At 39.3% G+C, this 24,167-nt stretch carries 15 protein-coding genes and 1 pseudogene; 14 read left to right on the top strand and 2 right to left on the bottom strand.

The features are described from left to right. Positions 1 to 1,653 precede the first annotated feature (1,653 nt). The 12 genes from ACFFSY_RS17960 to ACFFSY_RS18015 all read left to right on the top strand — a co-directional run bounded on the left by ACFFSY_RS17960 (position 1,654) and on the right by ACFFSY_RS18015 (position 19,202). Entirely contained in the window at positions 1,654 to 2,418 is a 765-nt protein-coding gene (locus tag ACFFSY_RS17960) for a DUF5986 family protein (RefSeq protein WP_377496515.1), read from the top strand. A gap of 31 nt (positions 2,419 to 2,449) precedes the next feature. After that, positions 2,450 to 3,631 carry a helix-turn-helix domain-containing protein gene (locus tag ACFFSY_RS17965; protein WP_377496517.1) on the top strand — a complete coding sequence of 394 codons (1,182 nt, stop codon included), beginning with the start codon at positions 2,450 to 2,452 and terminating at the stop codon, positions 3,629 to 3,631. A gap of 437 nt (positions 3,632 to 4,068) precedes the next feature. Beyond that, the gene (locus ACFFSY_RS17970; protein ID WP_377496520.1) at positions 4,069 to 4,341 is read left to right on the top strand and encodes a UvrD-helicase domain-containing protein; all 273 of its coding nucleotides are present in this window, start codon (positions 4,069 to 4,071) and stop codon (positions 4,339 to 4,341) included. A 5-nt stretch (positions 4,342 to 4,346) separates the two neighbouring features. Continuing rightward, positions 4,347 to 5,516 (top strand): NUDIX domain-containing protein, encoded by a 1,170-nt coding sequence (locus tag ACFFSY_RS17975; protein WP_377496521.1) that lies wholly within the window; start codon positions 4,347 to 4,349, stop codon positions 5,514 to 5,516. Between the two features lie 497 nt (positions 5,517 to 6,013). After that, positions 6,014 to 7,318 (top strand): AAA family ATPase, encoded by a 1,305-nt coding sequence (locus ACFFSY_RS17980; RefSeq protein WP_377496523.1) that lies wholly within the window; start codon positions 6,014 to 6,016, stop codon positions 7,316 to 7,318. Next, on the top strand, positions 7,318 to 8,382 hold the full coding sequence (locus ACFFSY_RS17985) for an HNH endonuclease (protein ID WP_377496526.1): 1,065 nt from the start codon (positions 7,318 to 7,320) through the stop codon (positions 8,380 to 8,382). Before ACFFSY_RS17980 ends, ACFFSY_RS17985 begins: the two co-directional genes overlap by 1 nt. 1,217 nt (positions 8,383 to 9,599) lie before the next feature. Further along, complete coding sequence (locus ACFFSY_RS17990; protein ID WP_377496528.1) at positions 9,600 to 10,688, top strand: HNH endonuclease; 1,089 nt, start codon at positions 9,600 to 9,602, stop codon at positions 10,686 to 10,688. Between the two features lie 681 nt (positions 10,689 to 11,369). After that, a complete protein-coding gene (locus ACFFSY_RS17995; protein ID WP_377496530.1) occupies positions 11,370 to 12,815 on the top strand; it encodes a caspase family protein in 1,446 nt (481 codons plus the stop codon). 390 nt (positions 12,816 to 13,205) lie between these two features. After that, positions 13,206 to 14,945: a TniQ family protein gene (locus ACFFSY_RS18000; RefSeq protein ID WP_377496533.1), complete on the top strand. Its 1,740-nt coding sequence runs from the start codon at positions 13,206 to 13,208 to the stop codon at positions 14,943 to 14,945. Positions 14,946 to 15,426: 481 nt separating this feature from the next. Next, positions 15,427 to 16,062 (top strand): TnsA endonuclease N-terminal domain-containing protein, encoded by a 636-nt coding sequence (locus ACFFSY_RS18005; RefSeq protein WP_377496535.1) that lies wholly within the window; start codon positions 15,427 to 15,429, stop codon positions 16,060 to 16,062. 11 nt (positions 16,063 to 16,073) lie between these two features. Continuing rightward, positions 16,074 to 18,164, top strand: a complete 2,091-nt coding sequence (locus ACFFSY_RS18010) for a TnsB C-terminal domain-containing protein (protein ID WP_377496537.1) — start codon at positions 16,074 to 16,076, stop codon at positions 18,162 to 18,164. Further along, positions 18,165 to 19,202: a TniB family NTP-binding protein gene (locus ACFFSY_RS18015; protein WP_377496539.1), complete on the top strand. Its 1,038-nt coding sequence runs from the start codon at positions 18,165 to 18,167 to the stop codon at positions 19,200 to 19,202. Positions 19,203 to 19,232: 30 nt separating this feature from the next. On the opposite strand, the gene ACFFSY_RS18020 is transcribed toward ACFFSY_RS18015, so the two are convergent. After that, the gene (locus ACFFSY_RS18020) at positions 19,233 to 19,568 is read right to left on the bottom strand and encodes a helix-turn-helix domain-containing protein (protein ID WP_377496542.1); all 336 of its coding nucleotides are present in this window, start codon (positions 19,566 to 19,568) and stop codon (positions 19,233 to 19,235) included. Positions 19,569 to 19,720: 152 nt separating this feature from the next. Between ACFFSY_RS18020 and ACFFSY_RS18025 the strand changes: the two genes are divergently transcribed. Together ACFFSY_RS18025 and ACFFSY_RS18030 are read left to right on the top strand one after the other, a co-directional pair. Then, positions 19,721 to 21,367: a TniQ family protein gene (locus ACFFSY_RS18025; protein WP_377496545.1), complete on the top strand. Its 1,647-nt coding sequence runs from the start codon at positions 19,721 to 19,723 to the stop codon at positions 21,365 to 21,367. A 170-nt stretch (positions 21,368 to 21,537) separates the two neighbouring features. Next, positions 21,538 to 21,963, top strand: coding sequence for a hypothetical protein (locus ACFFSY_RS18030; RefSeq protein WP_377496547.1), 426 nt, complete (start codon positions 21,538 to 21,540; stop codon positions 21,961 to 21,963). A gap of 723 nt (positions 21,964 to 22,686) precedes the next feature. Here ACFFSY_RS18030 and ACFFSY_RS18035 read toward each other — a convergent pair. Further along, a pseudogene (locus ACFFSY_RS18035) lies at positions 22,687 to 23,899 on the bottom strand (IS256 family transposase). Positions 23,900 to 24,167: the final 268 nt, after the last annotated feature.

A 24,167-nucleotide genomic window follows, 5' to 3' on the forward strand; every position in this document is an offset into this window, starting at 1 on the left:
CATATCCAGCATGACCGTGAGAATGAGCACTTCTTTGACCATGTCGATTTCTTCTTCGGCTGGGAGAAGGGGCGATTTGGGCGGGTTAGTTTTCAAAACGCCAGCTCCTTCGGAAACAGAACATTTGTTCGCTAACAAGATGTTTTTATTATACTACAAACATATGTTCGTTATGCAAGAGGGGTGCGGGTGGGATTTTTATACAGGTGGGGGTGGGATGTGTGGTGTCAGATTTTATGAGAAAAATTTCGTGATTATTGAGACTGGATGGTCAGAATTGATGAGAAAATGTATAAATATACATTGTATACAGTGAATTCGAGTGATATTAGTCCTCAATAATAACTTTATGATGACGAAAGGGGAATGTTTGTTCTATAATTCTGGCAAGAAGGTGGCGAAGGAACTCTAAGTACTAACTGCTATTGCCACAGGAAGAGGGCACATATGTCCGTGTGCTTTGAAGACACCGTAAAGAGATTCTTACGCAGCAGCGGGCTTAGCTTAGAGATGATTTATGAAATGGATCCCTTTATAAAAAAACGGCAGAAAAATTAGACCGACTTTCTCAGGACCTTGAAGTGGTCCGACAACATTAGGGGTGTAAAGAGTTATTAAGGCAGCAGAGAAGCAGGGAAACCAGGAGAGTGACAAGGTGTGAGTGATGTCCGTCCTTAAAGACAACAAAATCGTGGCCAGTCGTTCGAAGAAACGTACCTGACAAATTAGAATATACGGAGAGAAAGTGGGATGAATGTAACACGCACTCATAAACTTAAAAACGGGGAATTAATTATATTCAAGACAAACATGCCTGAATCTGAGTTAAAGAGACTGCCGATTTTTGCAAATCAACATGAATTTTACAAACATTTCAAATCTTATCGTTATCAGATAGAAATCGATTTAATCATAAAAAATTAACAGGACCTTTTCCCTTACCCAATGACAAAAAAAGACCCTAGCTCTTCGCTAGGATCTTTTTTCCAATCACGTTCGCCCATTTAAGGGTGTTCGATAGGAGTCAGCTCTTCACTGACCACTACCCTGAGTAACATAAATATATATTTAAACACTCGAATAATCAAGCTATCACTTTCGAACTGCTTCCAAGGTTACATCTCACATGTACGATGTGGCAGCAGCGATGTTTTAGCCCCGAATCGGACACGGTAAGGGCGTGGTCCATAAGGGGCAACATCCTCGTGGAAAAAACTGCGGTTCTGACTGATTTATCCGCGGAGCTAAAGGAAATCATTCTGAGCACTTTACCCATTGACGCTTCGTCTAACACGATCGGAGTGAGTGAAAAACTACGGACGAGTGTTCAAATCCCCTCGCCTCCACCATGAAAACCCAGTCCGCGTGAGGACTGGGTTTTGTGTTTTAAAGAATTTGTAGACGAAATGTAGACAAGAGTAGACGATGATGGACAGTTGTTAAACACTAACTCGCCTCCATTAGAAAATCCGCACACAAGCGGTTTTTTTCTTTTGAAATGACGAAAATTTAGACATTTGTAGACAAGCCTTATTGTAGACATGAAGACGAGGTTGAAAAATTCGATTACTACAGAATTTTTGGTTTACTTTTATCATCAAATTGTAGTAATATTAATCCGGGATAAGTAAAAGTGTCTTGGAGGTGGTCAGGTTGTTGAAACAAGTGAGTTTAGATTCGTCTTTCACGGGGATGTTAGTCAGATCTTTTACTGAGGGTACGGACCAGGTAATCAGTGAAATCAAGGAAGAGTACGGAATGGATACTGGGAACTTCAAAAATGGAGGAGCATGGGATATTCGATTCCGTAGAATTAAATCAACAGCACTTCAACATAATCTTGTGGTGTTAACCCGAAGAAGAGGTATCTGGAACTTTGTTTGTGCTATTGACCTAGACACTGGTAATCTCTATATATTTTCCAAAGAAAAGAATTTAGATAAGGTCGTAAAGAATTTTGGGAAGCGGAAAATTCATTATTTCCATGCCTTTGTTTCATTGAACAGTGGACCTGTAGATTTCGATAATCAACAAATGTTGTTATTCGAGTCCTTGACCGAGGAGTATGAGTATAAAAGGCTTATGGAAGTGCAAAGAATACTTGGTGATGAGTATCCATTAGTGAAACGAGTGATTTTTGTTGTTGCTCAGGAGGTTAACCGAAAAATAATTGGCGTGGAGGCAAAATTATTTAATCGGTACTTTGAACTCGTTGATAAGTTAGACTTGTCAATGTATATAGCTAAGGATGAGTATAGTGATCTGAGCCTACCAGCCGAATTAGATGAAGATGAAGAGGAATCTTTGAGTACTATTCCAAAAATAAAACAGTCCATTAAAAACAGAAGATTAAGTTCGGATGATAAAATTCCAGTTAAGAAATCCGATAAAAATAATGAAGAGGAAGAAACTGTGTAATATTCCTCTATTCAAGGAGGAATGCTGAAAGATGCAGCGACAATTTAATGGATCTAGATTGAGAGAGGGAAGAATTTATCGCGGTTTAACAATTACAGAATTGGCGAAGGAGCTCGGTGTTAGTAAACAAATGATATCTAAATATGAGAACGATAAAGCAGTTCCATCCTTAGATGCATTGCTTACAATAACCAACGTGTTGAAATTTCCAAAAGATTATTTTTATGAAAAATCTATTGAAGTTAAAACAGGTAGTACATTCTTCAGGTCATTAATTTCCACGGGGAAAAAAGAGAGAGAAATGCAATATGATCGAGTTAAGTATTTGACTATAATAAGAGCTATGTTGGAAGAATATGTGGACTTTCCTGAACTTGATGTACCTGATTTTTCAGAAACCACTTATGATGCTGTTGAAGAAGTCGCTAATCAGGTTAGAAACGCCTGGGAACTTGGTGATAAACCAATTAAAGATATTGTTTATTTATTGGAAACTAAAGGTTTCGTTGTCTCGTCATTGTTGTTAGAGAATAGATCGATCGATGCTTTTGGGTCACAACATGAGGTGGCAGGTAAACAATACTATTCAATAGTTTTAGGAAATGATAAAAAATCATTCTATAGGCGTCAATTTGATGTGGCTCATGAATTGGGCCATAGGGTGTTGCATGACCCTAACTTAAATATTGATGACTTAAGCAAAGAAGAGTTTAAACAAATTGAGCAAGAAGCAAATGACTTCGCAGCGGCATTACTATTGCCAAAAGAAAGCTTTCTAAGAGATGTCTCAATACATCCTAACGATTTAATGTATTATAAATTGCTCAAGAAAAAATGGTGTGTCTCAATAGGAGCTATGGTTATGAGAGCCTACAAACTAGGGGCAATCTCTGAAGGCACTTACCAGTATATGCAGCGAACCATAAGCCTAAAAGGTTGGAGAACAAAAGAGCCTTTGGATGATATAAAAGATGTGAGAGAACCGGTTTCTATGAAGCAAGCTGTCGAATTACTAATTGAAAATGATTATATTACAGGTGATGCCTTCATGCACAAGCTCTCTAAACACTACGGACTAAGTTTGTTGCGGGAAGAGGTAGAAGAGTTGTTGGGGCTTGAGGAAGGCTACTTAAAAACTGAAGTGAGTTATACTGGTAATATTGTGAGCATCAAGGATAAACTCGAGTCGAAGTCGAGAGATAGTATTGGTTAAGGTATCATACTTATTTAACTATCGCATTAAAGACGAAGACGGTTATATAAGTATGCAGATTTACCTCAAAACTAATCCGAAAATGAGCTAATTAAGTGGATTTACTTTTGATCATATAGCAAGTATTGAAGCTCCGGTCCACATATGGACGGGGCTTTGTTGTGATTATATTTAATGTAAAAAACGATCATTATCATTAGCAATTACTTTTGTGGAGTATTGCAAAGAGGTCAAATAATGGAAAGAGGCGTTTAGGCTAGTTATTGTCTCAGTCTGAACAGCAATTGGGTTAGCGTGATTGGTCGTAACTATCCGTATCAAAAGGTATTCAGAGGAATATGTCGAATATGAGAAACGGCAGAGAGAAAGATGAGACGATGTTAGACATCATCGTTCTAAAAGGTGTAGCTATACAATTACAGAAGGTGTGAAAACTGATGTTTGATTTCGGAAACGCAAATGAGGGGCAACAACTCGCTATTTCAACGGTGGACGGCCCTGTGCTTATAACTGCCGGGCCGGGTACGGGGAAAACCTTTACCCTTGTTCAGCGCGCAATTTATCTCATTCAAGAGTGTGGCGTGACACCGGAACAGATTCTCATGGCCACGTTTACCGAGAAAGCTGCCAAGGAACTCATCACACGTATTACGAATGAACTAGCGGATCGGGGGATTTCTGCCAATATAAGGAATATGAGCCGTACCTAGATGATGTGACAGTTCTAGATGACTTTGTACTTGGAGGACGTTACTCCTCATGGGATATATCCATTTTTGCTCAAACATATGATACGCAAGCAGGTATTTACTTAATCGGTGATAAACCTAACCTACAGGCGATATTTATTAAAGCCACATTAGAGAATGGAAAGTATCCAAATAAGTGGATCATTCCAAATGAAAAACTTCAGTACTACTTTTATTCCCGAGAAGGCGTGTTCAGCGGAGATTACGCATACAACTCTGCAATTATTAATTCTGCTCAACTAAAGGTCCCCGTATATGTATTCATTAATAACGAATCAGTTTTACACTTAAATGGGATATTTGAGTACGAATCACATCATTCAGATCCTTCAAACGGTTCAAAGTGGTTTGTGCTGAATAAGGTAAACTCACTTAATATCAAAAAGAGTGTTACAACTCGTGAATATGAGCAAGAAACACAAAAAGAGGTCCAAAAGTCACGTGAAGTTGAGACTGAGCAGAGAAAACAGCGACTTCAAGGAGCTCCCAAAAAACCCGATACCATTCAAGTCGTGTCCACAGCCTTTAAGAGGAATCCGGATGTGATTGTGGAGGTGTTGTTGCGTTCAAAGGGGATTTGTGAAAAGTGCCTGAAACCAGCCCCCTTTATTAGAGCAAGCGATTTGACCCCTTATCTTGAAGTGCACCATATCGTTTCCCTGGCGGAAGGCGGAGATGACACGGTTGAGAATGCAATCGCCGTATGTCCGAATTGTCATAGGGCCGAACATTATTCCGCTAATGTTACAACAGTGACTGCGGGAATAATGATCGAAAATGGGAAGGTCCTAATTGCTATGCGAGGTGGATCTGGGGAAACCGCAGGTAAGTGGGAGTTTCCAGGAGGAAAGGTTGAGCAGAATGAGATTCCGGAACAGTGTCTTAGAAGAGAACTACTTGAAGAGCTAGGTGTTACTGTACGGGTAGGAAAGTACTTTGGAGAAAATGTCTATAAGTATGAGAACGGTATAATTCGTCTGATGGCCTATCATGTGAAAAGAATTAAGGGTGATATTACTCTTACTGTTCATCGAGAAGTACGTTGGGTTACACGAAAAGAATTGGATCAGTATGAATTCTTACCCGCGGATATCCCTCTGGTTGAATTACTAAAAAGTAATAAAAAGCAAATATAATATGGGATGGTCAGAGGAAAAGAGTGGCCTTTTGGCTCGATCCTCATTAAGGGACACCTGATGTTAGAGTGTCCCTTTTATTATACCCGTGTAGTATGTATTAGAATTACAAAAGGGGCACAACACTTTTTGAAGAGACTGGATTGTACCTAGAGATATCAATAGAGATGAGTACTTGTTTGTGGGAAGATGTAAAAGGCGGTTTATGAGAGGTTTAGATCCATGGCTCTGTTTGCTATTCCGCTTATAGGCACGACCGAATCGCTTAGAGGCTGAGCGGTAATGATGTTAAATGATAACAAACACTGTGTCGGTGACAGCTTAGTGTCGCCTTCTTCGTAGAGAGGTGACTGATAGATCCTAAGTGTACATTCCTGGTTAAACTTGTTATTTTATATATACTGAGTTCAGAACCTCTCTTGAAAGAGAGAAGTACACAATATCATATAATAAGAAATATTGAGTTTCAAAATGGATTTTCATAAGGGGGTATCCAGATGAGGATAAAGAGTATAGGATTTGGAAGGTTTGGGAAGCTAAGAAACTTCAAGCTGAAGTTAGAGAAACCTAAAGTTTCTCTTTTTAATCAAGCTAGTGTACATATAATAGTTGGTGAAAATGGAACGGGAAAAACATCAATACTGAAATTTATTTCAGATACGTTCTATAAAAGAATTTCTTATCATAACGGAACCGATTTCTCTATAGAATATGACCTGTCCGCTGAAAAAGATAATATTATCTCAAATGAAGAATATCCCGCACATTTACCTAAAAAAATAATTATCTCAACATATAGCCCATTTGAACAATTTGAAGCAAGGAAACTTAAAAATGATTTTTCAAATGTGGAGTATTGTTATGTAGGTGCCATGAGTAAGAGTCCATATGGATCGACTACGTCGTTATCATCCGTATGTATGCCAATATTGACAGCATTCTATCATCCAGTAGATAAGAAGTCTGAAGCGATTAAGGAACTTCTTAATGAAATTGGTGTCACGACCTCCCCTTTAGTTGAGATTCGGCCGAAAAGTTTGTTAATGAATAGAGACTACTATGAGGATAATGGTATTGCTCAAGAGCTTGTGGAGAAAATATACAATTTCCCGAATGAAAGTGACTTTGGTGTAAGAAGACGTGGTAGGAATTTAGTAGTCCCACCTCACATTATCGATCAATATTATGTAGGTGGTTGGGAACAATGGTTGAACGATGTAAGACAGCTTCTACAATTTAAACGTAGTATTTCACCTATTCAATCGCTTTGGTTTGAGAGATCAGAGGATAGCGAACCAATACCTATGAATAAATTAAGTTCTGGTGAATTAAGCTTATTTTTCAGGTTTTTTAGAATGCTTGAAGTGATGGATGATGATGCAATAGTGCTTATAGATGAACCAGAGATACATTTACATCCAAGATGGATTTTGAAATATCTATGGATGATTAAAAAGGTATTTGGTCAATACTCATCACATTTTATAATAGCAACCCACTCTCCATTAATTGCTTCAGATCTCCCTAGAGAATACATTGTTGGATTAAAAGATGACAATGGAGTAATTAAACAATACTTTGTAGATGAGAATACCATGGGAGCCGGTCCAACAGAAATTCTTCGTGAAGTTTTTAGGTTGGAAAAATATATAGGTAAGTTTACTTTAGATTATATAAAAAGAATTAATAATCTTATTGATGACAACAAAATCTCAGAGGCAAGAAGGCTTTATAACGAACTTGGGGATTCTCAAGAAAAGTATAAATTGTTCTTGCGATTAGAAAGGCTAGAGAACAAATAATGTGGCAGATTACATTAGATAACTATGCGAAAAAAATTACCCGTGGATTTGATAATTTTGTGGATGATTTCTTTAATTGGGTATTAGATCGTAAACCCACTGAGTCATTAACTGAATTATTTGAAAGGGCAAAAAACATAGAGGGACGATTAGGGGAAGTTTCTAGAGCAACTTCAGTGAGTAAATGGTTAGTTAGGTTTGCTAACTGCGCTGAATCTGAGAAGATTAGTTACTACTATTATTATAAAATAAAAAATTATCACTTATTTACTGACACTGGAGTTCCGGTATGGCGGTTTCTAGGTTCTACAAAGTCAATGATTAGTAAGTGCTTTCATTATTTTTATTCTACATTAATTGATACAGTTGCATTTCAGGACGCATACATAAATGATTATGAGGGGGGGGCAGAGTTAAAAAAGCAATTTAGAACTTATGTTGGAGAAAAGCATCCAATTTGTCCTTATTGTGATCATACTAGAATTGATCTAGATAGGTTTAGTTCTATAGACCATTTCTTTCCAAAGGCAATTCACCCGTTATTATCTATCCATTCCAATAATCTTGTATTGGCATGTTCGGCTTGTAATGATCGTATTAAACAAGCTCAAGTCCTGATACCTGCTCTTCACCCCTATATTCATGAACCTCATGACTATTTTCAGTTTTACTTCAGTTCGAACTATCAAGTAATTTTTGCTAGGCCTAAATTACCATCCCATTTAGATATAACAAAAAAATATATGATATCTTATCAAATAGAAGCTCTTTACCAAAAGCGATTAGATATCCTTGTTAAGGAGCTTTCAGAGCTTAGGGGCAATGTTAGAAGAGCATTCCGAAGATATAGAAATTTATCAGTTAAGCGTTGGAATTGTAGCTCTGACGAAGAAGTTGTAAAGAGAATGCTTGAATACCACATAAAATATAGGATTAATAAAAATTATAAGTTAAAAGGCCAAAAACCAATGGTAAAAATGATTATTGATTTTTATACTGATATTCAAAATAGATTTCTTGAGAGTGAATCTAGATTTATTGTCATAAATGTTGTTGGGTATTAAGAAAGTGTTATTGCCAACGGGAGACGTTAGTTTAGAGCAAGGAGCGGTTTGCCCTTCATTGGCAACTGCTCCTTTGTCGTTAAGCTATAGGGGAGCATTCCCATTATATAGAAATACGAGGTTTGGGAAACAAAAAGACTCCTTGATATGATGCTAATGGATTTTGTAGTCTCCTTGATTTGTTTTTGGCTCCGTTAGCTGGCCAGGCGTCGTGGATCAAGGATGCGAAAGTCATTGCACAGCTGGTCAAAGACGGAAGATACGCCGTACCGAGTCTTCCTAAGGCATTTATGCCGCACAGTGGGAAACAATTAAAATTGGCGATCATCTAACGACTGGCCTTTGTGTTGTGCAAGCACGCCCGTCCAGAACTGGCTTGATCGGTTTTTCCCCCGAGTTTCTAACGGTCTTCAAGGATTGGGAATGCAAGTCTGCCTTCCAAATGCTAAACCTCACTTTACTGCCCCATGAGCCAGTTTCTGTGCCAGACGAGACGTTGCTGCAGCACCTGAGTGAAGCTGCGAAGCGTGGTCTTGGTCTAGGTCGAATCAAGAGTCTGAAGGCAGCAGCCAGCCGTTCTGTGGTCATCCAACAGGACTCTGAGCTAGCTAAAATGGAGCTGAAGCAGAGCGTTGCATGAGTATTACACCATGCGAGCTAAAAAACCGCCGAAGAAGATGCAGTCTCTCATTGCGTTGTGTTACAAACTCATTCATATTTTATTTGGTATTTTGAAAAAGGCCATGAATTCAGTGAAGAAAATATGATGAAGGACATCCCTCCATGCGTAGGATTACCGCAAGCAGCTTTAATGATGAACGATTCCAAGGAACATGACCAAAGTCAAAAGATTAGGTAACAAGAAGCACGATGATTCGGATGGCGTTAACATACGGAAGAAGATTCTGCCGGGCAGCATATCTGACCTCCACCTCATGGAAAGGTTGCATGAAGGAATGTGGGAGCGTAGACTGCCATGAGCTCATGTGGAGATCCAAGTTTGCAACCATACTCTACCACGGCATCCACTTTTTGAAGCGAGTGGTCTAAGTGGAGACTTTTTTGCCTCAAGCGCCCCACATGAGAAAATAAAGTGAAAGACTGATGCTTCAGATCAAACAACTACAGTGGTCATCAGCCACAATTACATATCCTTACCTCAGGGACATTTGATAATATATTAATGCAGGGAAAAAACATGAAGGTTGGTGCTTCCTATGAACGAGAAATTCGAAGAACTTACGAAGCGCATGATGCATTTTAATAGCAACTATGACGTTGCTTTTAGCTATGTCCACAATTTAGGGGGAACCCAGGCTATTATTGATCAGCCCGATAAAGATAAAGTATGTAGATTTTGCGGAAAGCAATATCCTGAAGTGAAATTCAAAAAAAAAGCTCATGCAATATCTGAGATGCTAGGGAATAAGGAGTTTGTTTTAAAGAGCGAATGTGATACTTGCAATAGCTTCTTCGGTCGGAAATTAGAAGATGATTTTGGAAAATACTTAGGGCTTGGAAGAACATTATCACAGATATTTGGTAAAGATGGAGTGCCCTCATATAAATCTCGCGATGGAAAATGTCGAATTGATTATACAGACAAAGGATTGGTGATTCAGGCAACAGAGGACAATGAATCCATCATTATGCGCAAAGATCACATCATTTTTCATGCGGTGCGAGATTCCTATACACCTATCGCAGTATATAAATCTTTAGTGAAAATGGCATTATCATTGATTCCATACGAACAAATACCACATTTTGAAGATACTATTGATTGGCTAAAAGAGGAAAGCCATTTAAATTCCATACATAACATGGACAACTACACATATTTAATCGAACGATATGTCCCAGGACCCCACCCTATGCAATTAAGAGTATTCGGCTTTATTAGGAAAGATGAAAGCATTTTAGTACCATACTATCAATTCCTTTTGGAATTCACAAATTATAGCTTTCAAATTATGGTCCCGTGTAAAAAAAAGGACACAAAATTAGTTGGTGGTCATGAAATCGAGTTCGTCTCGATTCCAGGCACAGACGAAATTGCCGAGTTCATTCCGATTCCAGGCACATACAAAAAGGTAAACGTTAGTTTTGGCGAAGCTTCAAATAAAATCAAAAATATGAGGGGCAAGGAAAAAGTTAAGGATGAGCCCCTAGAGCCAATTTATTTGGGATTTCTGGACAGTCAGCTTAATGAAGGAAATGGGGAAACAATAGATGAAGTTTTTGAGAAAGAGGGCATTGCCTTAAAAAAGCGACTAAGAAATAATGATTCGTTGTCCAAGGAATAGGCCATATACCACTTTTAGATTTTAAAGAGAGTTCTACAGTTAAAAGTTGTTGGACAATGACTTTATGTATAGAAGTTACGAACTTCTATACAACTATCAACGAACAAGTGGTTGGACTACTTGGTAAGCAATAGCAAAGAAGGGCTTCTTACATCGATGCGCTGCCGTTTCTCAACTAAACGAGGAACGTTAGCTTAATAACACAGCGGTAATCTAGGACCTTTTTTCTCATCTAAGGCTGCCGCTGTCATATTGATGGAGCAGTATAATACTTAAGGGAAATCTCGTTTTTGAACTGAGAGTTTACATGGGCATTTTACCTATTCTGCGGTGTATTACATTAGGACTCATGTAGCTGTAGACAATTTGTAGACAAACTACTTAAAAAGGGCTAACACACGATAATAAAAGCAGAGAGATCGAACATGTACAGACACCAAAAAACCTTATAAATACAAGCATTATGTGACTTATGACAATTATATATAGGGTGAAAATTCATGTTTTGACAGGGGTTCAAATCCCTTCGCCTGCACCATGTAAACCCAGTCCGCGTGAGGACTGGGTTTTATGTTTTAATTAATTTGTAGACGAAATGTAGATATTCGCAGAAAGCAGTGGATTTTTATTGTTTCAAAGAGGTAAAGTCTAATTATCACTAGAGAAATGGGGTCCGTATTAATGCATAAAGCGTTGTTTGTAGCAGTTAATCAAAACACCGACAGAGGCTTCTCTAATTTACCCAATACTCTAAATGACATCAATGAGATTAGACGAATTCTTACCGAGGTCCCAACTACATTTGAGAATCAAAATGTTAATGAATTTAGCGGAAATCATGCAACTAATAGAATATTGAACTTAGTCGTAACAGATTTTTTCTCAGATGCTACCGAAGAAGATATACTGTTTTTGTTTTGGGCAGGACACGGTTACGCTAGCAATGGCGAAGGGTATCTAGTCCCGTATGATGGGGATTCCTTGAGGCCGGACGACTCAATGATTAAAATGAGCAATGTGAGACGTTGGATTGAAACCTCGAGAGCTCGTGTAGTTATTTGTTTCTTTGATACATGTCACAGTGGCCTCTTAGCGAGATCCGGGGATATTCTAAGGGGATTGCAGATTCATGGAAATGGTAAAGTCATATTTGCTGCATGCCAAGATATTCAATATGCTTACGACAGAAATGGTCACGGTGCCTTCACTGATTACTTGATTGAAGGGTTAACTGGTGGGGCAGCTGATTTTAACGGAAATATTGATGTGTACACATTGTATTCTTATATTTCAACGAGGCTTACGAATGAGTTTAGAGGAGAACAAGTTCCAGTTATCCACTCCTCATTATCTGGATCACCTGTTGTAATTAAGAGAATCGAAAGCCGTCAAGCTACCACAAATAAAAAACATGTAATCACTGATGCATATTTTTTATTGGACACTTTAATTACTGTATATGATTCGTTTAATGAGGAAAAACAGAGTGTTTTTAGATTAGTATTAGATAATCCAGATCAGGCTACTGAATATACTGTCAGGGAGTTATATGCAAAGAACCAACGTCATAACTCGTTGCCATTTGCAATAAGAAACCAAGCATATTTGGTTAATTTTTCAGACTTAAGTATTGAATCATCTTCTAATGGATTGAAAATGACACTGGAACTGAATAAGGTCGAAGGCAAACATGAGTCAATGAGTCTTGGCATCTCCTATGGTGGAGGATATGGATCTCGAACATACACCGATGACGACATTGCTAAGGAAAGAGCAAAATTGATCATATTTGGCTTTACGGATGCAACAACTCAAAATAAAGTAAGCGACTCAATTCTACAGAGTTTTATTTTTTCGCCTTCAAACGGTAGCATAAAAATTGATCCTAATTCCAAAACAGGAATAGGGATAGTTGAAAATCTGGATAAGTTAGGGCTTGATTTAATTGGAATTAGAGTGAGTCTTGTGAATTGGCTCATATTGACGGGAACTATAGAGAAAATTGAAAAACTTGTGTTGAATAAGAAGGGAAATTTAGTTGATGTACATCTCATTGGCTACAGAAAAAAGTACTACACTAATGTCGATCCTGTTCGCATAGAACTTATCGGACAAGTTCAAGTATAATAACTGACTACTATGGTATGGGAGACTCTCTGGCAGGGGTCTCTTTTTATTTGGGCATTCACGCGAAATAAACTGCGACTGCGGTCCATTGTCGGTTTATATAACTGGACACTTCTCAGACTCAAAGAGTTGTCGCTGTCACAATGCACGCCCAATCAGCCCTGCGGCATGTTTGCCTTCGCAGGATAGGCCCATATGGAAATCAATGATCTCACGTCAAGGACACACAACAGGTAGAAGGACCGCTACTCTTCAAGCGATATAACCCTACGTAATATCCATCTCCCAGAGCTCGTTTGAAACCTTATAACCCTATGAGTCAGCCTAATTTGTATATTTATCGATTGTTATGTCTACAATGAGTCATAAAAAAATGAAAGGGAGAAGAATATGAAAACAAATAAGTTATTAATAAGACCACGACCTTATGAAGATGAAAGCCTCAGAGGTTACATACTTAGAGTCGCTGAAGCTAACAGTGCTCCAAATTCAATAATAATATTTCAGTATCTTGGTATAAAGCATAAGCATTATCAAAATTTACTATTTCCGCGAGATGAAATCAATTTGGGTTCATTTAGTGAACTTGTTAATGTTACTGTTAAAAAACTTGAATCTCTCATTTTATATAATCTACTGTTTCCTCATATGGCGATTGAACAGGAGGAGAAAGTTAGATTTCATATTTGGAACCATGGGACATCTGGGAATGAACAGCAAGTATGTTCGATATGCTTAAAAGAAGCTTCTTATCAGAGAAACCTTTGGGAACTTTCTTTAGTGACTACTTGTCCACTTCATAGTTGCAGACTAATTGATAGATGCCAAGACTGTGGTAAAGCAATAAATCCCTATCGCAAAAAGATGAGTTATTGTAACTGTGGATTCGATTACCGAGAATCAGATATAATTTTTGCTGAGTCTGAGCTTTCCATTTTTTTAAGGCACACGATTGAAAAATCAGGCCCTCGTTGTGGAGAAAACGTGCTATATTCTTTAAATCCTCGTTTGTCAATATATACAATAATAACCTTGGTTCGATTAGTTAATGGTTTAGAGGCGAAGACGAACCATAATAATTTTTCGATTGGAATTGATAAACGTATCCTGACTGAGCAACTTGATCGGACTTTCTCCATTTTTGATAAATGGCCAGAGAGCTTTTTTGCTTTTCTAGACGATTATCGAATAGCTAAAAATTACTCAATAAGGTTTAGTAGACTTAATACTTTTTTTAATACTTATTTCTGTCATGAGGATCTAAAATTTATTGTTGATGCCTTACATGACTACGGTTATAGTTTTTGGGAAAGAGGTTTTTTGCAACAAATTGAAACCAATAATTTGGGAGTGGAAATAGTTAAGGAAAGTATTAAAGCAACCATACAAAGACATTCGAGAGCCAGAGATCTAGTAGGTATATCTCAAAATAAGTTGGCAAAACTATTGGGAGTAGCTAATTACCAAATTGACCATCTCCGAGAAAAACAAATAATCATGCCTATTAGCGGTCCAGATATTGATGGCATGCCCACATGGTTATTCGAAGAGAATAGTGAGAAAATGATACTAGATAAGTTCAAAGAAGACATAACGACGAAAATCCACGATGATGAAGTTTTAAGTTTTTTGCAGACATCTCTCAAATTCGTACCATATGGTCTAAAGAAGATCGATTTGATCCAAAGCGTATTGCTAAAAAAATTACGTCCTTGTTCAATAGTAGAAGGGAATGGATTTCATCAGTTCCAATTTAATAGATCTGATGTTTTATCTTTTCTAAAGGGAGGTATGTTAACGAGAGAAGACATCTCCAAAAAACTATCCTGTAACTATAGGGCAGCATATTATTTGGTCAAATATGGGTTTATTAAAGGGGAGAAGATAGGGGAATTCACATTAGTTTCCCATGAAAACTATAATGAGTTTCGGGAGAAGTTTATACTAGCGATCGAAATTGTACACTTATATCCAGCATTCAAATCTACGAGGCGGTTGGTACGCAAGTTGTTACAAGTTGGAATAAGTCCAGTAGATGATCGGTATATGGAGGTAGGCTTCCTATTCGAGAGGAGTGCTAAGTTGACGGATTTTTTAAAAAAATCAATAGCCCGTCACTCTATTGAATGACGAGCTATTTGTTGTTCGATTTCACATTCACTATATTAAACCAAAGCAAAAATATCAGACTAGACAAGCTATATGCTTGACCCAAGAATGTGTCCCTACCAGAATATAGTGCTCCTCCTACGCTTGCAGATTAAGGGCAATTAGCGCGGACAAACAAGCTGGAAGTCGTCAACATGATCGATCGTACATATCGTTGGGCGAGTAATCAAAATAACGGGGGGATTGTTAATCAGTTGGAGGTTGAATATCGCCACTTAATGAAAAGAAGATAGTTAAAATCATCAGTTTCTGTTTATTGGGCGGAGAAAATAATGCAGTTCGTAGAAAGCATAAGGAAACAACTCGATGAAAAAGTATCGAGAACTAATACCGGCACTAACCAAAGAGCTTATGAAGCTCACAGGTTAGTGTTTTTTGTTTATATTCAACAATTTTGGCAACACTGTATTATAAATTTTGAAAACATAGGAGCGTGAGGACGATGCCCTACAAGCCGGCCAGAGAAATCAAACCTAAAGCAAAAGGTTACAGAGGAAAAGAGCCTTTCCTAACGACAGGGGAATATATTCATTGGGAAAGTTTTTTGGAGCGGAACTATATTCGCTTAGCCGATTTTGACCAAACGGTTCAAGAAATTTACTACCAGCCGATCTGTATCTACTACTGGCTTAATGGTAAGAAGTACAGATATTATCCCGATTTCAAAGTGGTTTTCGAGGACAATCGGGTTTGTCTTATAGAAGTAAAACCAGAGCGCTTTATTAAGTCAGAAAGAAATGTGATCAAATATGCGGCGGCACAACAGTATTGCAAAGAAATGGGATGGAGTTTCGAAATCTTTACTGAGAGGCAAATTAACCCAAACCTCTTGCAATGGAATCTTTCCTTGCTACGACATCTTGGTACCCAGGAAGTATCCGAGGAGGAGGAAGATTGCATTTTTAATGTCATGGAGAAGAAGCAAGAGCTGCATTTGTTTGAACTAAGAGAACATTGCGAAAGCATGACCGAGGAAGCTTTTTACTCAACCGTTTATAGGCTGATTTACTTACAAGAGCTACAAACAGACTTAGTCAATATAAAATTGTCCGACGACTCATTATTACGATTGAATTGAGGAGGGGTAAGATGTTTGCTGAACTTGAATATGGCACGCAATTTCGTATAGGGAATACCGAATATGAAGTGCTGCGTAAGCGGGATGAGGATCTCGAAGTGTATAACATCACGACAGACTGCAAGGAATTACTTTCTCTGAAAGAAATTTTAGGTGCATGCAATGCGAAACAACATGATAAACGGTTGTTTTTTTCGAAACGGGATACGGAAGAACAAAGCAACAGTTTGGAGTTTACCACTGGTGATTATAGCGAAGCAGAAAGAACTCTAATGGAGCAACGCTATAAGATTATCGAGCCATTTATCTCAGGAAAACTAAAACCGGCAGAAGTAGCGGATTATGTGAAGAACTATCCTGAAAATGATAAACCTAAGGGGGCGCTGTCGCCTGCTTCTTTTTATCGCTGGGTTAACGCATGGTATAAGCGGAGAAACAAATTAGATTTAATTCCTAAAAGGACAGGACCGAAAAGTGGTAATCGAGTTCCGGTGGATGTAATGAAGGAAGTTTCAGTTATTATTACCAAGTATGATAAGAAAGCAGAGGTAATAACGATAAGAGACGAATTCAACGTACTGGAAACCACGATTAAGAATATTAACTTAACCAGAGAAGACAATCAGAAGCTAAAACCAATTTCTGAATCAACTTTCAGGAGATTATATCGGCAGCATCACGACTCTTACGAACGAGATAAAGAAATACTGGGGACGAATATGGCGGATTTAAAACATAATGGAGTAGGCGATGCAACCAGGGCTTCCCGCCCATTGGAAGTAATGGAGCTGGACTGGACCCCGGTCGATTGTTTGATTATAGATTTTGATTCCGATGAGACCTTTCGACCTATCATTATGTACGGAATAGACCAGGCAACCAGTGAACCAATGGGTTTTAACATTGTTTTCAAACAAGAGCCTGACGCAGGGGACTGGAAGCAACTCATTCTGCATTGTATTTTACCGAAAACCGACATTAAAGAAAAATACCCGAAGGTACAAGGGGAATGGTCTGCTTACGGTGTCCCACAGAGCATCTTGTTAGATAACGCTAAAGTGAATGATTCATTGGAAGTTGCTGAAGTTTGCAATGCATTAAATATTGGCCTTAGGTACGCGGAGGTGAAGTCCGGTCATCACAAGGGGTTAGTTGAGCATGCTTTAGGTAACTTGAACCATAAAGCATTTCAAGGTCTAATGGGCTCGCTTTTCTCCAATACGGATGAAAAAGGAGAATATGATGCACAGGCTAAAGCTGTAGTTAATATAGAAGGACTATATCAAATTGTTCACATTGCTATCGTCGATCTGGTGGCTAATAACTTTAATCGAGGAATAAACAAGCAAGGTGTGCCCGAGCACTTGTGGAAAGAAGGATTGCGGCAATTGAAAGTGCATCCTAAGCTTCCATATAACCGTGAGTACTTGGAATTGATTTTTTCCTCAAATAGCGTGTTTCGCACGGTTGTTCCAAAAGGGATCGAATTAATGGGACACTTTTTTTATAGCGAGGAACTAAATGAGCTTAGAAAGCGACTTGAACGCGAAGGAAAGAGTCGAGTAGTTCAAGTTCGCTATGGACAAGACATGAGGGTGATCTATGTTCGGGATGAACAAAACAGGCGGTATATTGAGGCCTTCATTAAAAATGCGGGACTTGAAAGAAAAAAACTAAATAGAGAGTTTCCTATTCACGCTGAATTGCTGGCTTACCTAACTAATAAAGACGGAAAACACTATAACGAATTTGATCGGTCAAATCTTGGGAGGGCTAGGTTGGCCATTGAGGAGATTCAGGAAGACTGTAAACAAGAATATAAGGGCGTCAAGCGGAAACGTAGACGTGAAGCAGCGGTAAGCGAAAATATCCCGAGTGCATCAAAGGGTGTTCCTAGTGAATTAATCCCAGGGATCGCAGACAGCATAACGATTCATCATGTAACAGATATAGTAGATAAAAAAGGTATAAAAGGAGTTAAGTCTGTTAAAGATGATATAGTGAATGATGAAAGCCTTAATCCTGGAGAATTACATGTTGCCGAAATAGATCTAGACGTTTTCGCCGCTGATTGGGGTTATAGCCGAAAGGAGTTAGGATAGATGGATTTTGAGCGTTTAGACGGTAAAGCTCCCAGCCGAGAAGAAATTAAGCGTCGTGTGGAGCATGTAAAAGCGATTTTAGTGCACCACCCCAAGTTTGCAGAAATCCTTGACGAGCTTGAAGAAATGTTAACATTGTCGGAGGATTCTGTAAGTCCGGAAGGTTTGTTCTTATTTGGACCAACTGGTGCTGGAAAAAGCTCTGTTACGATTGAGTTTACAGCACGATATCCACGCAATACCGTTGTCGAAGCTGAACGTGAGTATACTCATATCCCGGTATTACATGTACGCGTGCCTCCAAGAGCGACACCGAGAATGCTTGCATCAAAAGTTCTTGAGATTATGGGGGATCCCTTCCATCACAAAGGTACAGAAAGCGAGCTCACAAGTCGTATCCATCATTATGTGAGGGAACTTAAAATTAGAATGATCATTCTGGACGAGTTTCAGCATTTAATCGATGCTGAGACGGACTATGTACTAGCCACTGCATCGAATTGGGTGAAAACCTTTACCGAAGAGATTAAAATCGCTGTAGTTCTTTGTGGCATGCCAGAATCGGTCAAAGTGTTCATTAGTAATCCTCAGTTAGACAGAAGGTTTTGTAATAAAGTAGAGTTAGCTCCTTTCGCATATGGGACCCCGGAAGAAATACTCACCTTCCGTATCTTTCTGAAAAAAATTGATGAGCTACTTCCATTTCTAGATTCTGCTCAATTAGCGGACCCCAGACTTGCGGATAAGATTTATTACATTTCCAATGGAGTTCCCTTCTATGTCATGAAGTTGCTGGAGAAGGCAACTTATTTCGCGGCGAAGGAGGGGGCCGACAAGATCACGGAATCCCATTTGGCTATTGCCTTAACGAAAATAAAGCAGGTGGGAAGACCATACGTAATCAACCCGTTTAAGGATAATCAATTTGACATGTCGGCGGCCTTGAAGTCAGAGAAGGATGCAGAAGGGCGCTACAAAGAGAAGTTGATGATAAAACGAAGAAGAACCAGAGAAAAGAGAGAGACACCGTCTAACTAAAGAAACCCGGAGCTGAGGCTCCGGGTTTCTTTAGTTTTGAAATTCCTTGAGGATCGCACGCACTTTCCTTAAATCATTTTGTTCGAGCCTGATCAGAATTTCTAACAATTCGTAAATCATCGATTCTTTGCTAATTTCAAATTTTTCAAGTTCCACTGAATAAGAAAAAAGGGAGTGAACTTTCACATCAAGTGCGGTTGCAATCTTTTCTAAGTTAAGCAATGTAATGTTCTGTTCTCCACGCTCAACGCTTCCAATATAAGAAAATTTAACGCCGGCTTTCTCTCCAAGTAACTCCTGGGACCAGCCTCTTTGTTTACGGATATCGCGTATTTTGGATCCGACTAATTTTAAAATGGGGGTCATAGTCTGCACCTCTAAAGAAAGTGTAGACAAGCAATGGATGAATAAACATGCCTTTATAACATTCAAAATTGTTTTTGAAAGTTATAAGTTTTAAAATCGCAAAACCGGCAATACTAGTTACTAGAAAGAGAGATACTTTGGAGGTGATCTAGATGTTCTTAATACGTCCTTATATTCATCCAAATGAAACATTAACGAGTTATTTATTTCGCCTTCAGCGGGCTAACTTATACGCTCGAATCGGCGACACAACCGAAGATTTAATGTTTTCCTGGACAAATTTAATAAGGAATACTTTTGCTGAACAATGCATTAAAAAAGTTGGTTTGATGACTAATCAAATTAAGGATAGCCTACGCACTCTCACATTCAATGGATTACTGGAACAAGTAGGTGAAGAACAATTTTTTAAACTCACGTACAGGGAAGATGTTCAATACTGCCCAGAGTGCATTCGTGAGACAGGCTGTATGATGCAAGAGTGGTCGCTCAGACCCAATGATATTTGTTCTACACATAGAACCAAACTGCTAAAAAGCTGCAGCCAGTGTGACGGTAAGATAACCCTGTGGTCTATTCATAAAGGATATTGCAAATACTGTGGGCTGGATTATTCTCAGTTGTCTTCGATTTATCGCTTTAGCGAAAAGGTAACTTCAATTAAAGTAGCTTTAAACCAAGTCCTACTTGGGCAAAAGCAGATATTAATCCGTGACCGAAAGTATTCACTACCTGAGTTCCTTCAATTGGGACAGTATAGTTTTTGCCTAATGAGAGGATTAGGTAGTTTAGTAGAAGACCGAAGAGAGGCAGGGGCAAAACTAAGTCATTCGTCAATAAACAAGTTTTCAAATTTGCTGTGGATGTACGAAGATTTTCCGCTGAACTACGAAGCAACGCTCGACATCTTTGTTCGATTGCGAAGTGGATATGAAAGGTACGCAGCAAAAGCTCAATATGAACGGCTCTTTAAATATAAATGCTTTTCACAAATTGAAGAAGTGTACAAAGCTTACTGGTCTCGAACCATAAACGGGCGAACAACTAGGGGAGATGACAGAGGAGAAGTAAGGAGTAGATATATCTCAAAATTAAGAGCTGCACAGATCCTAGGGATTGATTACCGCCACATCAATAAGTTAATACGATGTGGAATAATCAAAGAGCAGAGCAGTGAAAAACTGTTGTCTGAACAGGAAGTAATGAAGTTACTCGCGATCTGCACGGGAAAACTTTCGAGGGAAAGACCACGAAGATTGAAGATAAGGGATATCTATAAAAAGTACCCGGCTAGAGGCTTAAATATTGTTAATATTATTCAGTTTATTGTGTGCGGATTCCTACAGCCCGAAAAATCCATTGAGGATGCTACGTTAAAAGAGGTTACCTTCAGTGAAGTGGAACTAGATGCTTGCTTACAGTTGTTATGGGCATGGAAACCAAAAACCAATACCAAAGAGGTGTCTATTGTGGAAAATATAAAAGTTGAAATGGGAATGGCAACCATAACAGCTAAGGGACTTATTCTAAATGGAAAGGTGTATACAAATGCTGCTATGATCAAACATCAGTGGTTTGAACATGCAGAGAAATTTGGGGAGTGGCAATGCCCCGTTGGTTATTTTACGGAAAGCCCAGAGTACATCGTATTGTTTGACACCAAAGGACTAGAAGTTGCAACGAGTGTTGAACATCAGATAGCACCTGACGCCACTGTATTAGAGGCTTACTACGAAGCAATGAACAAGCTAAAAGAGCGTTTTTATGAGGCGAGAAATCAGCGAGATCGTGATTGGTAACAAAATGGTAAAGGAGCGGGGCTGATTGGCTCACTATCATCGGAAAACCCGAGAAAAGAAAATCAATTTTTCTTAAGGGCAATAGGAGGAATAAACCTGATGATACTAAGCAAACGGATTGTGATTAGGTTAAAGCCCGCGACGACTTCATTGAGTTGTGATTATAGGGCATGCAGTTACGAGCTGTTAATGTTGTCACATGTGGGGATAAGATATTTTTTTACTCGGCAAATAGAAGTGTGAAAGGATGTGTTTTTATATATAAATCAGTGGTCAGAGATGGGAAATTTCTTGTTGTTGTTACAGACGGCATTTATGATTCGCCGCTAATTGAGTTGCCAACTGAAGAAATTGCGGATAAAGTCGCTTATGAACTGCAAAGCGCATGGGATCAAGGTGTGGTATGGGGGACTTGTCAAAAGTCCAAAGAGCTTGATAACACAGATGAAATGATCCAAAAGCTTTTGTCTCTGAGTCCTGAAGAGCGTGAGGTTTATATACAAAAAATAAAGCGACGTAGCGAAAGAATGAGGAAGATTGAGGAGGCAAGAAGATGGGAAAGCGTACTGAGTTGGAAACGTAAAATGGAGGAGTAACTTCGCAAGTAGCGGCCATCGAATCTTTGGTGAGAGGAAGCAGGGCTTTTTTCCATATACTACTTTCAGATGGGAGTGATTAGAATTAGCAGTATAAAAATAGTCTGGGGAAGTGTTGAAGAAGGAGCATTAGAGCTTCCAACGAGTTGGACTCGTAACATCAGCACGCAGCGATTATACCAGGCGTAAAACAGACAGCAATCTGACATGACTTTTAGATAGTTTTATGATGATATGATCGTAATTAAAGTTGGTATAAAGTCTCGAGACCGGTCAATGATTGTAATGATAGAAGGTAAACAGATTTAGAAAAGAGGAAGGTGACGTAGGCTCTGGAAAGACTAGTTATCGGTAGTGCAAGGGTAACCGCTGGTGGAATTCGATTTTTAGAAAGGCTATCGTATTGGTGCGAATTATCGAAAAGAGCAAGATGGTGCCGTAAATCTCTCGATTATGAAATAGAGTGGGATATACGTATCGCATATAGACCGGAGGATTTAAGGAATATTTACTTGCCTGATTTTAACTATGAGAAATGTTATCTAGTTGAGGATTTTAGCACAATCCCTCAACTAGATGGTCTTAGAATCTTATTAAGTAAGGGGATAGTTTACGAAATTGATGTTTTCGATTGTGAACTGGAAATAGTCGATAATTATTAAATCACAGGTGGGTCTGTAACGCTTTTTGTGAAAACCCTTTTGAAGCATAATACTAACGCAATTAATGACCAATCCGGTCTGGGAAGAAAACGGAGAGCTGGAGGAGCACCTGTCCCCAGTTTTGCACGCGCCCTGTCCGTTTGCGAGTGACTTCTCTCGTCGCTAAGTAGAGCATTTTCAGCAGCGCTTCGTCGCTTGGGAAAATGCTTTTTCCTTTGGTGACCTTGCGAAGCTGACGATGGTAGCTCTCAATCATGTTCGTCGTGTAGATCAGTTTACGGATTTCTGGCGGGTATTTAAAGAAGGTGGAGAGCTCCGCCCAATTTGTTACGCCAGGAACGCACAATGAGAGGGTATTTGCTGCCCCAGGTGACTTCAAAACGATCCAGCTCTAACAAGGCTGCTTCTTCGGTTACTGCTTTGTAGATTGGCTTTAGATCAGCTGTAACTTTCTTCAAGTCCTTGTACGAGACATAACGTGTAGAATTACGGATCTGGTGGATAATGCACTTCTGGATTTCTGTATGTGGATAGCAGGCGGAAATAGCCTGAGAGAAGCCCGTCAGGTTATCCACACAGGTGATGAGAATGTCTTGAACACCACGGTTACGCAGGTCGTTGAGCAAGCTGAGCCAGAACTTCGAGGACTCGTTCTCCCCAATCCACATGCCTAGCACGTCCTTGTTGCCGTCTAAATCAATGCCAATGACCATGTACGCCGCCTTGTTCACAATGGCGCCGTCTTGCTTCATTTTGTAATGAATGGCGTCCATGAAGACGACCGCGTAAATGCCCTGCAGCGGCCGATTCTGCCATTCTTTGATGAGGGGGACTATCTTGTTCGTCACGTTTGAGATCATCGTCGGCGAGACGTCAATGCCGTACAGCTGATTCAGGTGGTCCTGGATATCCCGTGTGCTGACACCTTTGGCGTACACGGCGATGATCTGGTCCTCAATGCCGGTCACGGTGGATTGATGCTTCTTCACGATGACAGGCTCGAACTCGCCGTTACGGTCGCGTGGTACGGCGATTTCTACTTCACCGTATTCGCTCGTAACCGTCTTCCTGGACTTCCCATTGCGGCTGTTAGACGTTGTTTTACTCTTCACGTCATGCTTTTCATAGCCGAGCTCTGTGTCCAATTCCGCCTCCAGCATCGATTGCAGCGTCTCTGCAAACAGCTCCTTCAGTGCGGATTGCACATCGTCCATCGTCTTGAGGTTGTTTTCCTTTACGAACGCCTTCACTTGTTCCTTATTAAATCTCGCCATTGGTGCCATCCTCTCAAACCAACCTTTCTCTCATTGTAATCTAAGTTCGGTTTGAGAGTTTACACAAACCAGCTAATATAATGTCAAGCGTTTCACGAAAAATATTTTCTCTGTTAATATAGAAAAAGGCAATACGAAACTAACCCCAGCATCAACTGGAGTTATGTGTAATATTAGCCTTTTTAAGGATCAAGAGGGGCGGTAGTAAACCGAATTCTTAAGCAGGGCAAAGATAATATGCAGCAACTTATTGGTGCAAGCAATAAGT

It is taken from the genome of Paenibacillus aurantiacus (genome assembly GCF_042431225.1).
Classification (GTDB): Bacteria; Bacillota; Bacilli; order Paenibacillales; family Paenibacillaceae; genus Paenibacillus_Z; species Paenibacillus_Z aurantiacus.

Bases quoted from the DNA above. Each gene is read 5' to 3' on its own strand.
- ACFFSY_RS18015 (WP_377496539.1), top strand. From the start codon at position 18,165: ATGGATTTTGAGCGTTTAGACGGTAAAGCTCCCAGCCGAGAAGAAATT.
- ACFFSY_RS17990 (WP_377496528.1), top strand. From the start codon at position 9,600: ATGAACGAGAAATTCGAAGAACTTACGAAGCGCATGATGCATTTTAAT.
- ACFFSY_RS18025 (WP_377496545.1), top strand. From the start codon at position 19,721: ATGTTCTTAATACGTCCTTATATTCATCCAAATGAAACATTAACGAGT.
- ACFFSY_RS18030 (WP_377496547.1), top strand. From the start codon at position 21,538: ATGCAGTTACGAGCTGTTAATGTTGTCACATGTGGGGATAAGATATTT.
- ACFFSY_RS18010 (WP_377496537.1), top strand. From the start codon at position 16,074: ATGTTTGCTGAACTTGAATATGGCACGCAATTTCGTATAGGGAATACC.
- ACFFSY_RS18020 (WP_377496542.1), bottom strand. From the start codon at position 19,568: ATGACCCCCATTTTAAAATTAGTCGGATCCAAAATACGCGATATCCGT.
- ACFFSY_RS17965 (WP_377496517.1), top strand. From the start codon at position 2,450: ATGCAGCGACAATTTAATGGATCTAGATTGAGAGAGGGAAGAATTTAT.
- ACFFSY_RS17985 (WP_377496526.1), top strand. From the start codon at position 7,318: ATGTGGCAGATTACATTAGATAACTATGCGAAAAAAATTACCCGTGGA.
- ACFFSY_RS17980 (WP_377496523.1), top strand. From the start codon at position 6,014: ATGAGGATAAAGAGTATAGGATTTGGAAGGTTTGGGAAGCTAAGAAAC.
- ACFFSY_RS17970 (WP_377496520.1), top strand. From the start codon at position 4,069: ATGTTTGATTTCGGAAACGCAAATGAGGGGCAACAACTCGCTATTTCA.
- ACFFSY_RS17995 (WP_377496530.1), top strand. From the start codon at position 11,370: ATGCATAAAGCGTTGTTTGTAGCAGTTAATCAAAACACCGACAGAGGC.
- ACFFSY_RS18005 (WP_377496535.1), top strand. From the start codon at position 15,427: ATGCCCTACAAGCCGGCCAGAGAAATCAAACCTAAAGCAAAAGGTTAC.
- ACFFSY_RS18000 (WP_377496533.1), top strand. From the start codon at position 13,206: ATGAAAACAAATAAGTTATTAATAAGACCACGACCTTATGAAGATGAA.